Source organism: Paraburkholderia ginsengiterrae (genome assembly GCF_001645125.1).
Taxonomy (GTDB): domain Bacteria; phylum Pseudomonadota; class Gammaproteobacteria; order Burkholderiales; family Burkholderiaceae; genus Paraburkholderia; species Paraburkholderia ginsengiterrae.
Window position 1 is genome coordinate 57,386 of record NZ_LXKA01000110.1, and the last position, 13,613, is coordinate 70,998.

15 protein-coding genes and 1 tRNA gene are annotated in these 13,613 nt (G+C 61.8%); 6 read left to right on the forward strand and 10 right to left on the reverse strand.

Going from position 1 to position 13,613, the window contains the following annotated elements:
• Positions 1–114 precede the first annotated feature (114 nt).
• Positions 115–1,041 (forward strand): LysR family transcriptional regulator, encoded by a 927-nt coding sequence (locus A6V37_RS08375; RefSeq protein ID WP_064266807.1) that lies wholly within the window; start codon positions 115–117, stop codon positions 1,039–1,041.
• Positions 1,042–1,137: 96 nt separating this feature from the next.
• Here the strand turns inward: A6V37_RS08375 and A6V37_RS08380 are convergent, their stop codons facing one another.
• On the reverse strand, positions 1,138–2,280 hold the full coding sequence (locus A6V37_RS08380; RefSeq protein ID WP_064266808.1) for a branched-chain amino acid ABC transporter substrate-binding protein: 1,143 nt from the start codon (positions 2,278–2,280) through the stop codon (positions 1,138–1,140).
• Between the two features lie 239 nt (positions 2,281–2,519).
• Between A6V37_RS08380 and A6V37_RS08385 the strand changes: the two genes are divergently transcribed.
• On the forward strand, positions 2,520–3,443 hold the full coding sequence (locus tag A6V37_RS08385) for a LysR family transcriptional regulator (protein ID WP_064266809.1): 924 nt from the start codon (positions 2,520–2,522) through the stop codon (positions 3,441–3,443).
• Between the two features lie 8 nt (positions 3,444–3,451).
• Here the strand turns inward: A6V37_RS08385 and speB are convergent, their stop codons facing one another.
• The 6 genes from speB to A6V37_RS08415 all read right to left on the reverse strand — a co-directional run bounded on the left by speB (position 3,452) and on the right by A6V37_RS08415 (position 7,370).
• On the reverse strand, positions 3,452–4,429 hold the full coding sequence (speB, locus tag A6V37_RS08390) for an agmatinase (RefSeq protein WP_064285907.1): 978 nt from the start codon (positions 4,427–4,429) through the stop codon (positions 3,452–3,454).
• Positions 4,430–4,746: 317 nt separating this feature from the next.
• A tRNA-Ala gene (locus A6V37_RS08395) sits at positions 4,747–4,822 on the reverse strand.
• 80 nt (positions 4,823–4,902) lie between these two features.
• On the reverse strand, positions 4,903–5,253 hold the full coding sequence (locus A6V37_RS08400) for a c-type cytochrome (protein WP_064266811.1): 351 nt from the start codon (positions 5,251–5,253) through the stop codon (positions 4,903–4,905).
• A complete protein-coding gene (locus A6V37_RS08405; protein ID WP_064285908.1) occupies positions 5,253–6,047 on the reverse strand; it encodes a BON domain-containing protein in 795 nt (264 codons plus the stop codon). Before A6V37_RS08405 ends, A6V37_RS08400 begins: the two co-directional genes overlap by 1 nt.
• A 26-nt stretch (positions 6,048–6,073) precedes the next feature.
• On the reverse strand, positions 6,074–6,661 hold the full coding sequence (locus A6V37_RS08410; protein ID WP_064266813.1) for a phosphoheptose isomerase: 588 nt from the start codon (positions 6,659–6,661) through the stop codon (positions 6,074–6,076).
• A 205-nt stretch (positions 6,662–6,866) separates the two neighbouring features.
• Positions 6,867–7,370, reverse strand: coding sequence for a YraN family protein (locus tag A6V37_RS08415; RefSeq protein WP_100249361.1), 504 nt, complete (start codon positions 7,368–7,370; stop codon positions 6,867–6,869).
• On the opposite strand from A6V37_RS08415, the gene rsmI reads away from it, so the two are divergent.
• A complete protein-coding gene (gene rsmI / locus A6V37_RS08420; RefSeq protein ID WP_064285909.1) occupies positions 7,369–8,247 on the forward strand; it encodes a 16S rRNA (cytidine(1402)-2'-O)-methyltransferase in 879 nt (292 codons plus the stop codon). The two genes, A6V37_RS08415 and rsmI, sit on opposite strands and share 2 nt — an antisense overlap.
• A gap of 144 nt (positions 8,248–8,391) precedes the next feature.
• Here rsmI and A6V37_RS08425 read toward each other — a convergent pair whose 3' ends face one another.
• A complete protein-coding gene (locus tag A6V37_RS08425; RefSeq protein WP_423213101.1) occupies positions 8,392–8,994 on the reverse strand; it encodes a septal ring lytic transglycosylase RlpA family protein in 603 nt (200 codons plus the stop codon).
• 638 nt (positions 8,995–9,632) lie between these two features.
• Between A6V37_RS08425 and A6V37_RS08430 the strand changes: the two genes are divergently transcribed.
• The 3 genes from A6V37_RS08430 (at position 9,633) to A6V37_RS08440 (ending at position 11,452) form a co-directional block, all read left to right on the forward strand.
• Entirely contained in the window at positions 9,633–10,277 is a 645-nt protein-coding gene (locus tag A6V37_RS08430; RefSeq protein WP_064267177.1) for an MBL fold metallo-hydrolase, read from the forward strand.
• Entirely contained in the window at positions 10,274–10,903 is a 630-nt protein-coding gene (locus tag A6V37_RS08435; RefSeq protein WP_064266817.1) for a 3'-5' exonuclease family protein, read from the forward strand. The genes A6V37_RS08430 and A6V37_RS08435 overlap by 4 nt, the downstream gene beginning before the upstream one ends.
• Positions 10,904–10,993: 90 nt before the next feature.
• Complete coding sequence (locus A6V37_RS08440; protein WP_012431468.1) at positions 10,994–11,452, forward strand: Lrp/AsnC family transcriptional regulator; 459 nt, start codon at positions 10,994–10,996, stop codon at positions 11,450–11,452.
• A gap of 50 nt (positions 11,453–11,502) precedes the next feature.
• Here A6V37_RS08440 and A6V37_RS08445 read toward each other — a convergent pair whose 3' ends face one another.
• Together A6V37_RS08445 and A6V37_RS08450 are read right to left on the reverse strand one after the other, a co-directional pair.
• Positions 11,503–12,756, reverse strand: a complete 1,254-nt coding sequence (locus A6V37_RS08445) for a cation diffusion facilitator family transporter (protein ID WP_064285910.1) — start codon at positions 12,754–12,756, stop codon at positions 11,503–11,505.
• Positions 12,757–13,051: 295 nt separating this feature from the next.
• Entirely contained in the window at positions 13,052–13,354 is a 303-nt protein-coding gene (locus tag A6V37_RS08450; protein ID WP_064266819.1) for an H-NS histone family protein, read from the reverse strand.
• Positions 13,355–13,613: the final 259 nt, after the last annotated feature.

Consider the following 13,613-nt stretch of genomic DNA (forward strand, 5'->3'; position numbering starts at 1 on the left):
GTGACTGCGACGCGTTTTGAGAGACTATGGACGAGACGATAAAGGGTAAAAATCACGTGAATCAGATGTTCATATCGGGAAATTCGAAGCAAGCAGTGCAATAGGAGCGAGACGGTGATTCAGTTGCAGGACGTGGACCTCAAACTGCTGAGGGTCTTCATGACGGTGGTTCGATGCGGCGGGTTTTCCGCCGCCCAGGCGACCCTGAACGTCAGCCAGTCGACGATCAGCGAGCAGATGACGACGCTGGAAACGCGCCTGGGGCTCAAGCTTTGCGAGCGAGGCCGGAGTGGTTTTCGCCTCACCGAGCATGGCGTGGCAACGTACGAGGCGGCGCAACGGTTGCAGGTGGCGGTAGAGAGCTTTTGCGTGGATACGGCCGCGCTGAAGAAGCACGTCTCGGGCAAGCTGTATCTCGGCATCATCGACAACACGGTGACCGACTCCGACTCGCCGTTGCCGCAGGCATTGCAGGCGTTCGTGTCGCGGGGGCACGACGTGCATCTGGATGTCTACGTCGGCACGCCTGCCGAACTGGAAGAACGTGTGCTGGATGGCCGGTTGCACATTGCCGTCGGGCATTTTCCGCTGCACGTGCCGGGGCTAACCTATACCGACCTCTATGGCGAGCCGGACGGTCTGTATTGCGGCAAGAACCATGTGCTCGCCGGCCTCGCGCCGAATGATGCCGCGCTCGAACAGGCCATTGCATCAAGCCGGGTTGTCGCGCGTGGCTATCTGCAGCAGCACGACCTGCGCATGCTGAAGGTGAGCAAGGCCGCAGCCACCGTCGACAATATCGAGGCACAGGCCATACTCATTCTGTCCGGCGCATATATCGGATTCCTACCGATTCACTATGCCGCCCGATGGGTCGCGCGCGACGAGATGCACCGGATATGCCCCGACCAGTTCGGTTCTCAATGGCCGTTTTGCGCGATCATCCGGCGAGCTGCAGTGCCCCCGGCGATCCTGCAAGTTTTCATGACTGATCTGATGGAAAGCTATCGCCTCGCCCAAACGACGGCGCATACGGCATAAGCGCGTTAATTAGGCACCCGCTTTTGTGCACGACACCACAGTGGTTGCGGCAGTGTCGTGCGTCGTATTTCGTCGCACAGGCTGGGTGGCGTCGCGTTACGGCTGTGCGGATGCCAGCGGCGTCGGCTCACCATTCCGATAGGTATAAATCGTGATGGGCGAGTCGGTCAGATCGCGATTCTTGTCGAACCGGTAGTGACCCGAAACACCTTGCCAATCGATGCCCGCCAGCGCCTCACGATACTGGGCCGGTTCGATCGAGTTGGCCTTCTGCATGGCCTGCGCAACGATATTCACGCCGTCGTACAAAGCGGCGCTATAGGTCAACGGCTCGGTATGAAAACGCTGCTTGTAGTCCGCCTTGAACTGACGGCCTTTCTCGGTCTGCTCGAGAACAGGTCCGCCTTGCGGACAATACACGCGCGTGTCGACCGCATCGCCGCCGAGTTTTCCGAGTTCGGCGTTGCACATGGCGTCGCCGCCGAGCAGGTAGCCGTTCATCGCGAGGCGCTTCATCTGCTTGCGCATGGCGCCGGCTTGGGCGTAGTAGCCGCCGTAGAAAATGCCTTCCGCGTTCGCGCCCTTGACATGCGTGAGAATCGACACGAAGTCGGTCGCCTTGTCGGTCGTATATTCACGATCCACGATCTCGATGCCGTTGGCCTTTGCTGCGGCGATGAATTCATCGGCGACGCCCTGGCCGTATGCCGTCCGATCGTCGATCACGGCAATACGCTTGATCTTGAGTTCCTTTGCCGCAAACACACCCATGCGGCTGCCAAGCTGCGTGTCGCTGGCGGAGATGCGAAACACGAACGGGTAGCCGTGCTGCGTGATCGACCGGTTCGACGCGACCGTCGCCATGACAATGCCCGAGACATTTACCAGGTTTGAAATCGGAATCGCGACGCCTGAATTGAAAGGCCCGAAGATGACCTTCACGTTGGCGTCGACAAGGCTTTGTGCAACGGTCATGCCGGTACGTGGATCGGCGGCGTCGTCTTGCGAGACAAGTTCGAAGCGAGTCTTCTGACCGCCAATGACGAGACCCTCGGCGTTCAGGCGCTCGATCGCCATTCTCACGCCGTTTTCGTCGTCCTTGCCGATCGCCGCTTGCGGGCCGGTCAAGGGACCGGTCAAGCCGATCTTGACGACCTGCTCGCCTGCAGTCGCGCTTAGGGACATCGTGCTCAAAGCGACTGCTGCCAACCAGCTTGCGCTTGCGTACGGCTTTTTCATCGTCCTCTCCTCACATCGTGACGCGCCAGAAACGCGCCGTCACCTGAGGTGTCGAACGCGCCACGCTTCGGCGCAGAAAACATCGCTTTGAGCCCCGCTGCCCGCTTACGTTTGCCGGGCTTTGGGCAGGGGGTTGAGCATTATTCTGGGTAGCCAAATTCTCCAATAAAATGCATCATTGACGAAACACATTTCGGGGTTTTCCGAAGTAACTTCCGATGTAAAAACGAGGCTGCACGATGCAAGTTCAGGACACCGATCTCAAGCTGTTGCGTATCTTCGAAACCATCGTGAGGTGCGGTGGCTTCGCCGCGGCGCAGCCGATTCTCAACATCGGCGCGTCGAGCATCAGCGAATACATGTCGCAACTGGAGACGCGTCTAGGACTGCGATTGTGCGAACGCGGGCGCGCCGGTTTCCGCCTCACGGAAGAAGGCGCGGAACTGCACGCCGCCGCGCAGCGTCTGCTCGGCGCGGTCGACACGTTTCATATGGAGGCAGGCGCGTTGCGCAATCAGCTTTCGGGCGTGTTGCGCTTCGGCATGATCGAGGCGACGTTGACGGACAAGTACTCGCCGCTGCCGACAGCGATTCGCGAGTTCGGGCAGATGGCGCCGGACGTGCGCCTGCATGTGCAGATCGATACGCCGGGCAGCATGGAGCAGCATGTGCTGGATGGGCGTCTGCATCTGGCCGTCGGGCCGTTTCCCGCGCAGATTCCCGGTCTCGACTATTTGCCGCTGTATCGCGAGGAGCAAGGGCTCTACTGTGCGTCGACTCATCCGCTATATGAGCGGGCGAGCGGCCGCGTGCCTGTTTCGGTACTCAGCAAACAGCGGCTCGCGGCGCGCGCTTATCTCGGCAGCCAGGAACTGAAGCTGCTGCGCATGCCGCAGGCGGCGGCCTCAGTCGACAACGTCGAAGGCCGCGCCATGCTGATTCTGTCGGGTAACTACATCGGATTTTTGCCGCCGCACTATGCACAGCCGTGGGTAGATAGCGGTCTGTTGATTCGCATCGATCCCGAGCATTACGTGACGCATCTGGACTTCCAGATCATCACGCGCAAGGGGGGCGAATCGGCGCGGGTCGTCAAGGCTTTTTGCAATCAGCTGCGAACGGCGGCTGCGGAGTTAAGCCGCGCAAGGCGCGGCGGCAAATAGTGCTTTGCTTAACGGGTAAGGTTGCGCTTGACCTTGCGTTGATGCATGACGCGGCCAATCGTATTCAGCAGCAGTTGCGCCGCCAGAATCGAAGTCGAACCTGAATGGTCATAGTCGGGCGCGACTTCGACGAGGTCGATGCCGATGACTTCACCCTGCGCGGCAAGACCGGCGAACAGCTCGAGTCCTTCGTAGTACAGCAGGCCGCCGTGGCTCGGCGTGCCCGTGCCAGGGGCGATCGATGGGTCGAAGCCGTCGATGTCGATCGTCAGGTAATAGCGCACGCCCTTCGGAATGCGGTCCAGCACGCCCTGAATGCCGAGCCGGCGAAGGTCGCGCACCGAGATAATGTCCGAACCCATCTCGCGCGCCTGTGCATAACCTTCACGCGCGGTCGACGACACGTTGCGAATGCCGATCTGCGTCATGCCTGAAACCACGCTCTTCTCGGCGGCACGCCGCAGCGGATTGCCGTGGCCATGACGCACGCCGTGGCGTTCGTCGACGAAATCGAGGTGGGCGTCGATATGGACGATATGAAAGGGCTCCTGACCTTCGAACGCGTTGATGCAGGGAATGTTGATCGAGTGGTCGCCGCCCATCACCACCGGCAACGCGCCCGCCGCGAGAATCTTACGCACGCCGTATTCGATGTTGGCGTGGCTCTTTTCCGTGTTGGTGTGCACCATGTCCGCGTCGCCGATGTCGACGATGCGGACTTCGTCGCTGGGCAAGTAGACGACATCGTCTTCGAAGTCGTAGGCGCCGCCGTGGCCGAAGGAGAACAAGGTCGACGCATCACGGATTGAGCGCGGGCCGAAGCGCGCGCCGGCTCGCCATTGTGTGCCGCAGTCGAAGGGGGCGCCTATCACGGCGACGTCGGCGTCGATTTTGTCCCAGTCGAGGCACAGCGGGGACTTCGCGAATGTGCAGATGCCGACAAAGGGCAGGTTTAGGCGGCCAGTTTCGTAGGTGTTGGCTGACATGGGTGTCTCCGTTCCTTTTTGGGTCCAGTTGTGGGGTGCGCACCGCTGCTGCCTTAGATGATGCGAGGGATGGCGGTGTGTCTGGAACGGAGTCTAGGGGAGCTGATTCGACGGGAAAATGCGGGAATGGGGAAATGTACTTCGGGAGATTCCGAAGTTAGTTGCGGAGGGTCGCGGGAGTGCCATGAGGATGGGGACGGCGACGTGCATTACGGACCACATCGGAGATTGCCAGAAACAAAAAACCCCGCGAGCCTTGCGCTACGCGGGGTTTTGGACTTTTCCGGAATTACTTCTGACCTCCCTGGCCGTTTTGTTGGTGGAGAGGAGGAGGATCGAACTCCCGACCTTCGCATTGCGAACGCGACGCTCTCCCAGCTGAGCTACCCCCCCAACGTGCAAATTATTCTAGCACAATGATTTTCCGTTTTGCCAAGCCCACCGGCCTGCCAAAACGACATCGGGAGCCATCATCACCTCGACGGCGGAGCCCCCGCCAGCACCCAATCCACCACCGTCCGAATATCCGCATCGCTCATCGATTGATGCGCGGGCATCGGAATCATGCCCCACACGCCGGCGCCCCCGTCTTTCACCTTGCGCGACAATTTCGCCGGCGCCTGGGCATCGCCCTTGTACTTCGCGGCGATCTGCTGAAACGACGGGCCGACCAGTTTGCGGTCCACCGCGTGGCACCCCATGCAGGCATTCGCGTTGGCGATCCGTTGACCAGGCGGCGTATCAGCAGCACGCGCCGCCGGCGCGACCGCACCCGCCAGCGCGCCGACCATCAGCGCGCTAACGACGACAGCACTGCCGCGCATCACGGCGTCGTGGCCTTCGGATTACCCGGGTGCACCGAGTCCGAATTGGTAACGGGGGCCGGCGCCTGCTGATCGAGCGGACGCGCACTCACCGACGAATCAGGAATCGCGCCGACCGTCGGCGCGCTCGCGTCCGGCTGCGAAGCGGCAACCGGCGCCGTCGCCGCCGCGGCAGCGGCCGCCGCGGCTTCCTGCGGCTGAATGTACTGGAACAATTTCACGACCTGCACCACGCCCGGCACGCGGCTCGCGACGTCGGCGCCGCGATTGCCTTCGTCCATGGTCACGAGGCCCATCAGATACAGATTGCCGCGCTCGGCGACGACCTTGAAGTTGTTCGCCGAAATATTCTTCTCGGCGATCAGCGCAGTCTTCACGCGCGTCTCGAGGTAGGTGTCATTGGTGCGCGACGAAAACGAGCTGGCCGGCATGATCGCCAGTTCGTTGACGATCGTGTTGACGTTGTTCAGGCCACGCACGACGTTCTCCGCGCGCTGCTTCGACACATCCCCCGCCACCTCGGCGGTCAGCAGCACGCGGCGGTTGAACACCGTCACGTTGACGTGCGCGGTGTCGGGCAGATTCTGGTTGATCTGCGCGAGCGCCTTGACCTGCAACTCGCGATCTTCGGTCTGCGCGCCAAGCGTGCGCCGGTCGGTCGCCACCAGCGCGCCGCCGCCCGCCGCGCCGGCCACGGCGAGAAAGCAGCCTTGCAATGTTGCGGACAGCCCCGCCGCGAACCCCACCACCAGCACGGTTCTTACCAGTGTCTTCTTGACGCGAAATACGCTCATCAACTAGCTCTCCTTCGGAATCGGTCTCAATCTTCGCCCAGCAACATGGCATCGATGCCGTCGCACAGACAATGGATGGTCAGCAAATGCACTTCCTGAATACGCGCGGTACGATCCGACGGCACGCACACGTGAATGTCGGTATTGCTCAGTACTTCCTGCGTGCGTCCGCCGCCCTTGCCGGTGAGTGCGATCACAATCATTTCCCGCTCGTGCGCGGCTTCAATGGCGGCCAGTACGTTGGCTGAATTGCCGGACGTGGTAATGGCCAGCAGCACGTCGCCCGGCTGGCCGAGCGCCCACACCTGCTTCGAGAAAATCTGTTCAAACGAATAGTCGTTGGCGATGGCGGTGAGCACCGACGTGTCCGTGCTCAGCGCGATCGCCGGCAGGCCCGGCCGCTCGCGCTCGAAGCGGCCGATCAGTTCGGCCGCGAAATGTTGCGCGTCAGCCGCCGAGCCGCCGTTGCCGCACGCAAGAATGCGATTGCCGTTGGCGAGTGCGCCGAACATCGTGTCGATCGCAGCGGCGATCGGCATCGACAGGGTTTCGAGGGCTTCGAGTTTGACCGCCGCGCTGTCGCGGAAGTGTTGTTGAATGCGTTCGACTGACATCGAGTCTCTATCTTCTACCGCGAATGAGCCGCACTGCGCGGCCGTGTTGTGAAGTCGTGCGGCTCCCGTTCAACCGGTCCGGCAACCCGGCGCCTGAGCGCTAAAGCATCGCAATTTACGCTGCTTCCTGTGTTGCCGGCGTTACGCAGTAGCCTGCACGCGTGCGCAAGTTTAGCGTACTCACGCACGTTCTCCGCGCGCGGCGTCAGACTTCGTCGGCACGGAACGCGTCGCGCAACCAGACGAGCCGGCCGCCTTCGAAAGCGATCACATCGAAACGGCACACGGGCTGATCCCGCCCATGCGGCGCACGAGTGGCCAGATAGTGGCGCGCCGCGCGCACAATGCGCTGTTTCTTCTGCCAGCCGATACTCGCCGCCGCGCCGCCGTACCACCGCTGCGCACGAGCACGGACTTCGACGAATACCAGCGCGCCGTCGCGCTCGCGCATCACCAGATCGATCTCGCCGCCACGGCACGACACATTGCGCGCGACGAACCGCAAACGCTGCCGCTGCAAAAACTCCTGCGCCCGCGCCTCGAAAGCCGCACCGACGAGTTTGGACCCGGTGAGTCCCGAAAAGTTGTGCGCGCCGGCGGCTGCGCCGCTCGTTGCCGGCGCGTTCGCCGCCTGTGAGCCTTCCGGAGCGCGTGGCCCTGCGTGGCACAATGACGGCCTTGTTCCGTCTGTCTGCGTCTTCTGCCTCATGACTCCTCTCTCCGAACTCGCGCAAGGCCAGCAGTACCCCGCCGCCGCGCTGTATGTGGTGGCCACGCCGATCGGCAATATTTCCGACGTCACGCTGCGCGCGTTGCATGTGCTCGGACTCGTGGACCGCATTGCCGCCGAAGACACCCGCAACACCGGTCAGCTGCTCGCACGCTATGGCATCTCGAAGCCGCTCGTCGCCGTGCATCAGCACAACGAGCGGGCTGCGGCGCTGCGCCTGATCGAGCATCTCCAAGCGGGCGAACGCGTGGCCTACGTGTCCGATGCGGGCACGCCGGGCATCTCGGACCCCGGCGCGAAACTCGTCGACGCGGTTCGCGAGGCCGGCTTCCCGGTTATTCCGCTACCCGGCGCGAGCGCACTCGCGACCGCGCTAAGCGCGGCCGGCGACTGGGTCGCGACGTTCTCGTTTCTCGGTTTCCTGCCGCCGAAGGCGAAGGCACGCGCCGCGGCGCTGCAGCCGCTCGCCAGCCACCCGTATGCGATGGTGTTCTACGAAGCACCGCACCGGATCGCCGAAACTGTCCAGGCACTGGCCGACGCGTTCGGCGGCGAGCGCAGGTTGCTCATCGCCCGGGAATTGACGAAGTTACATGAATCGCTGCATTGCGGCACCCTGGCCGAAGCGCCAACGTGGCTCGCTGAAGATCCGAACCGGCAGCGCGGTGAATTCGTGCTGGTGGTGGAAGGCGCGCAGCAGGAAGCCGCCGGCGAACACGATCACGATGCGTTGCTGGCCATTCTGCTAGAGGAATTGACGGTGAGCAGCGCGGCGAAAGTCGCGGCGGCCATCACCGGAGCGCCGCGCAACGCGCTGTACACGCGCGCACTGGCTCTGAAAAAAGACGAAGAATAAGGCCGCGACAGACACGAGCAAAAGAAAAGGGCCGCGCAATGCGGCCCTTCGTGCTTCTGCGGACGTGGCCCGAGGGCCTGCGGTAACGACGCGCGTACATCACCGGCATCACCGGGCGCGCCTCGCGCACCCGCCGCCGTTACATCACTTGTCGACGCTCGAAACCGAGTTCATCGCCAGCGTTTCGTTTTGCGCCGCGCGCGCTTCCTGCTGCGTCAAACCTTCGATCTCGACGCGTGCCGTGCCGGCGTGGCGCATGTGGAGCGCGGACGCGGCCGCCATGGAGAGATCAATCACGCGGCCACGCGCATACGGACCACGGTCATTGATACGCACGACAACCGACAGCGCAGTGGCCGGATTGGTCACGCGGACATAGGAACCGAGCGGCAGCGTACGGTGCGCCGCTGTCAGCGCGTGCATGTTGAAGCGTTCGCCATTGGCGGTAAGTCGCCCATGGAAGCCCCGGCCGTACCACGAGGCGCGGCCAGTCTGGTGAAAGTCCGAGATGCCCGAACTGTCATCCGTGAGCGGTTTGGCATCGGCTAGCGACGAGCCCTTGGCAGACGCGTCGGACGCCGGCGCGCTACCGAAAGCTTGCGGTCCGAAAGCACCCGCCTGCGCGTTCTTGCTGCTCAGCGGCACACCGCTGTCCGACGTGCTGCCTGCGCCCGGAGGCGTAGCGCAACCCGCCAGCACAAAAAAGGCAAAAAGAGTCCCCAGACCACGGGATAACCGAGTTTTCATAAGACGTGCAATCACATTGTCGAGCCGCATCACGCGAAGTTTTGCGTGTTGCCTGCGACTCCGGCGGCAAAGGACGACAACGCGCCGCGCTGGTCTGCGCAGAACGTCAAAGCCCGGATGCGGCTCACTCAGCCGCTACCGCACGGTTAATTTTCACGTCTGGCGCAACCTGTCCCCGGCAGCCTGACCAGACCCCACATGCCGCCAGACGAACGTGGCAAACACGTTCTTGCGCGCGAAACTCAGCGAGCAGGAACGGCGGCGTAGGCCCCACCCAGCGTCACGGCAGTTAAGTCCGTTGCAGGCGCGTGGCGCCTGGCTGGGCAAGACGTGTGCATCGAACGCATCGATACTTGATGGCTGCCGACAACCGCAGCAGCCCATACTTGAGTGGCGATCCGCGCGCCCATTTTTGATGGGGACGCATCGCCTTGTGGCATGCACAATTCTCTGTGCATAGGACGCATTATACCCAAAACAAAATTCCAGGTTGGCAAGCGACTGAAAACCTTGATGAATTTTCACTTTTGCTGCAAGAATGAGCCGCCGGAAGCCCGCTGCGACGAGGCTTGCCCGGCTCCGGCGAGCGCGCGCAAGAGGCCGGTACAATCGATGTTTTTCCAGCGGCGCCGCCATCCATGAAAGTCACCTTGATCCCCGTCACGCCGTTCCAGCAGAACAGTTCGCTGCTCGTTTGCGAGGCAACCGGACGCGCGGCCGTCGTCGATCCGGGCGGCGACCTCGACATCATCCAGGGCGAAATCGCGCGGCAGAACGTGACGGTCGAAAAAGTCTTCCTGACCCACGGTCACATCGACCATTGCGCGGGCGCGAAAACGCTCGCCGCGCACTACGGCGTGCCGATCGAAGGCCCGCACCCCGACGAGCGCTTCTGGCTCGACAAGCTGCCGGATCAAAGCACGCGCTTCGGCTTTCCGGCGGCCGAAGCCTTCGAACCGGACCGTTGGCTGCAGAACGGAGAGACCGTGCAGTTCGGCGCCGAAACGCTCGAGGTCTATCACTGCCCGGGGCACACGCCCGGCCACGTGGTGTTCTTCAGCCGCAAGCATCGGCTCGCGCTGGTGGGCGACGTGCTGTTCGCCGGTTCGATCGGCCGCACGGATTTTCCGCGCGGCAATCACGCGGACCTGGTGCGCTCGATCCGCGAGAGGCTCTGGCCGCTCGGCGACGACGTCACCTTCGTTCCCGGACACGGTCCCACCTCGACGTTCGGCGCCGAACGCCGCTCGAATCCGTACGTCGCCGACGGAGTCGAGGCATGAGCAGCGAAATCTATGTGAGCACCGACGTGGAAGCTGACGGCCCGATTCCCGGCCCGCATTCCATGTTGAGCTTCGCCTCCGCCGCCTACACGGAAGACAAGCAGCTGATCGCCACCTTCTCGGCGAATCTCGAGCTGCTGGAAGGCGCCACGCCGCATCCCGTGCAGGAGGCGTGGTGGAAGACGCAGCCTGAGGCATGGGAAGCCTGCCGCAAGGACCTGCAAACGCCCGCGGCGGCATTGACGGCGTATGTGGACTGGGTCGAAGCGTTGCCGGGCAAACCGGTGTTCGTGGCAATGCCCGCCGGCTTCGACTTCACCTATATGTTCTGGTACATGATGCGGTTTGTCGGCCGCTGCCCGTTTTCCTGGTCGGCGCTCGACATCAAGACACTGGCATTCGCGATGACGGGCCTGCCGTATCGCAAGAACATCAAGCCGCGCTTTCCAAAGCACTGGTTCGACGAACACCCGCATACGCATGTCGCACTCGACGACGCCATCGAACAAGGCGCGCTTTTCTGCAATATGCTGAAGGATCTGCGCGCAAGCCAGGCGATCTCCCTCGCAATCGGTCAAGATGGGGACGGCTCAGGACAAAACCCCGCTGAGGAACCGGCAAATTAGGGAATCTCCCTCGTCGAAGCCGTTTTACATTGCGTTTCGTTTTCGCGCCCTCTACCATTCGTTGATACGGCGACGCAAACGGAGGCGCAGTTGACACTCGATACGTTCTCGCAAAAAATTTTGCGCCTACTGCAGCTCGACGCACGCCGCTCGGTGCAGGAGATTTCCGACCAGGTCGGCCTGTCGAGCACGCCATGCTGGCGGCGCATCAAGGACATGGAGCAATCGGGGGTGATTCAGCGCTATACGGCGCTGCTCGATCGGGAAAAGCTTGGTCTGCACGTGTGCGCGCTGGCGCATATTCACCTTACGCGCCATACCGAGGGCGGTGTGGAGCAATTCGAACGGGAAATTGCCACGTGCCCGGAGGTCACCGAGTGCTACAGCACGACAGGCGAATCCGACTACATCCTTAAGATCGTCGCGCCGGACATCAAGGCGTACGACAGCTTTCTGCACGAACGCATCTTCAAGATTCCCGCCGTCGCACAGGTGCGTACGAGCGTCGTGCTGCGCGAAATCAAATTCGATACGCAATTGCCGCTGTGATCGTCTGGCGGCACGCCACGCAGAAGCGGCGTGCTCGCGCGGCGCGAGCCTCAGATGGCGCTGTGCGGCTCAGTCGCCTTCACGCCGTTCGTTGCCGCGCCATCGGTCTTCGCTTCTCCTGCCTGAGATGCTCCCGCCGGCAACGCCGCCAGTTCCTGCCGCAGATCCAGCTTGCGCGCACCCAGGCGGGCCTTGAGCGCTGCCAGATCAATCGAGGCAGCCTGAGATACTTCGCCATTCGACGCGCCGGAAAGCGGTTTCGGCAACACCACCTCAACGTCGAGCCCGGTGCTCAGGTAGTGAATGTTCACGGCGGCCGCCTTCACGCCGCAGGGTGCCAATGCGGCGTTCACTTCCGCGACCACCCGCTCGCGAGTCGGCAGATCGACCGGCGGGTGCGCAACCGCATCGTTTTCCGGATCGACGTGGATCAACGCGTCGAGCACGCGATTGTCGGTCAGCACGCGCAAACGCGCCGACTCCGCAATGTAATGCCCCTCCGACACTGAGATCTGCGGATCGACCAGAATGTGCGCGTCGATGAGGGCAAAATCGCCCATCTTGCGCGTGCGCATTTCGTGCACGTCGCGCACGCCGGGCGTCGCGAGGAGTAGCGCGCGCATATCGGCGGTTGCGGCTTCGTCGAGTGCGCGGTCGGAGAGATCCTGCAGTGCGTCCCAGCCGAACGTCCAGCCCATGCGCGCCACCATGAAGCCGACAATCGCCGCCGCAATTGGATCGAGCAACCGCACGCCGGCGAGACTGCCGATAATGCCGATCGCGACCACCAGCGACGACGCCGCATCTGAACGCGCGTGCCACGCATTGGCAATTAACATAGCCGACCGCACGCGTTGCGCCTCACGCAGCATGTAGCGAAACAGCGCCTCTTTGGAAACCAGAACCAGCACCGCGACCGCGAGAGCACTCATATGGACGGCGGGGATATCCTGCAGATCGGCGAGACGCGTTCCGGCGCGCCACAGCATCCCGACGCCTACCGCGATCAGCAGCCCGCCGAAAAATAACGACGCCACCGTTTCATAACGGCTGTGCCCGTAATTGTGATCCGCGTCGGGCTTGGCGCCGCTGTGCCGATTGGCAATCAGCACGACAAAATCGGAAATCAGATCGGCGAGGGAATGGATACCGTCGGCGACCAGGGCTTGCGAGTGCGCAAACACGCCGATGACGATTTGCAGCGCCATCAACACCGTATTGAGCGCAATGCTGACAAAGGTACTTTTGCGCGCAACGCGATGTTTCTCAGCGGATTGGGCAGCGGCGGCGGCGGTGGGAGGCATCGCGAGAGCAAAGTGAAAAAGTTCAATGCCTGTATTCTACCCGGCGCATATCGAATTGCGCTGGAGAGACCCTGAAATCCCCTTTTAAATCAGACGCTTATCTAAACGAAAAGCATTCGCGTTCCAGTTACGTGGAGCACATGCGGCAAAAGACCACGGCAGTTTGTCGTGGCAATAAAAAAACCGCGCCCTCGACGGTACGCGGTTTTTTACATAACTGCAGACACAGTGATGTGTCTGATTGAAGCTATTCGTATTACTTGATAGCCGGAAGCATTACTCCCAGCCCAAAGCATTACTTCTGAATGAGAAACTTGTCACGATCCAGACCGGCGATCCAGCGCGGCGGCTTGCCACGGCCGGACCACGTGCTGCCGCTATCCGGGTCGCGGTATTTCGGTGCGACGCCTGCGCGCGGACGGCCTGCTTTAACGCCTTTGGCGGCACGGCCGCCACCGAGTTCAGCCAGCGTAATGCCGTAGTCGGACATTTTCTGCTTGATCTCATTCAATACTTCTGCGTATTCACGCGACTTCGCTTCTTCGATCTGCTTTTCGAGCTTCTCGCGCTGAGCGAGTAGTTCCTTGTAGGAAGACATAGGTTCCCTTGTGGTTTGGTTTAATGACTGCCAGTCTTAAGCCGGCTTGCCCTTCAAAGTGATCATGCCGTCGGAATTTGATGGCGAGATTAACACAAATTAGAAAAACCACAAAAGCTCGAGTGTTAAATTAATCGCGGCTCGTTTCAAAAAATTTCGCGACTGCCGCCGAGTTACGGCACTTCCTTTCAAATAGCTGATTTCGTGTTTTGCTGAAAAACGCAGTCGGCATCGGTAATCGGGGAATTAACTATCAAAC

What these genes read in the sequence shown, in the direction of transcription:
- A6V37_RS08410 (WP_064266813.1), bottom strand. Translation starts at nt 6,661, where the DNA reads ATGTCAGTCGAACGCATTCAACAACACTTCCGCGACAGCGCGGCGGTC.
- speB (WP_064285907.1), bottom strand. Translation starts at nt 4,429, where the DNA reads ATGTCAGCCAACACCTACGAAACTGGCCGCCTAAACCTGCCCTTTGTC.
- A6V37_RS08415 (WP_100249361.1), bottom strand. Translation starts at nt 7,370, where the DNA reads ATGAGGCAGAAGACGCAGACAGACGGAACAAGGCCGTCATTGTGCCAC.
- A6V37_RS08380 (WP_064266808.1), bottom strand. Translation starts at nt 2,280, where the DNA reads ATGAAAAAGCCGTACGCAAGCGCAAGCTGGTTGGCAGCAGTCGCTTTG.
- A6V37_RS08405 (WP_064285908.1), bottom strand. Translation starts at nt 6,047, where the DNA reads ATGAGCGTATTTCGCGTCAAGAAGACACTGGTAAGAACCGTGCTGGTG.
- A6V37_RS08425 (WP_423213101.1), bottom strand. Translation starts at nt 8,994, where the DNA reads ATGAAAACTCGGTTATCCCGTGGTCTGGGGACTCTTTTTGCCTTTTTT.
- A6V37_RS08400 (WP_064266811.1), bottom strand. Translation starts at nt 5,253, where the DNA reads ATGCGCGGCAGTGCTGTCGTCGTTAGCGCGCTGATGGTCGGCGCGCTG.
- A6V37_RS08450 (WP_064266819.1), bottom strand. Translation starts at nt 13,354, where the DNA reads ATGTCTTCCTACAAGGAACTACTCGCTCAGCGCGAGAAGCTCGAAAAG.
- rsmI (WP_064285909.1), top strand. Translation starts at nt 7,369, where the DNA reads ATGACTCCTCTCTCCGAACTCGCGCAAGGCCAGCAGTACCCCGCCGCC.
- A6V37_RS08430 (WP_064267177.1), top strand. Translation starts at nt 9,633, where the DNA reads ATGAAAGTCACCTTGATCCCCGTCACGCCGTTCCAGCAGAACAGTTCG.
- A6V37_RS08385 (WP_064266809.1), top strand. Translation starts at nt 2,520, where the DNA reads ATGCAAGTTCAGGACACCGATCTCAAGCTGTTGCGTATCTTCGAAACC.
- A6V37_RS08435 (WP_064266817.1), top strand. Translation starts at nt 10,274, where the DNA reads ATGAGCAGCGAAATCTATGTGAGCACCGACGTGGAAGCTGACGGCCCG.
- A6V37_RS08445 (WP_064285910.1), bottom strand. Translation starts at nt 12,756, where the DNA reads ATGCCTCCCACCGCCGCCGCCGCTGCCCAATCCGCTGAGAAACATCGC.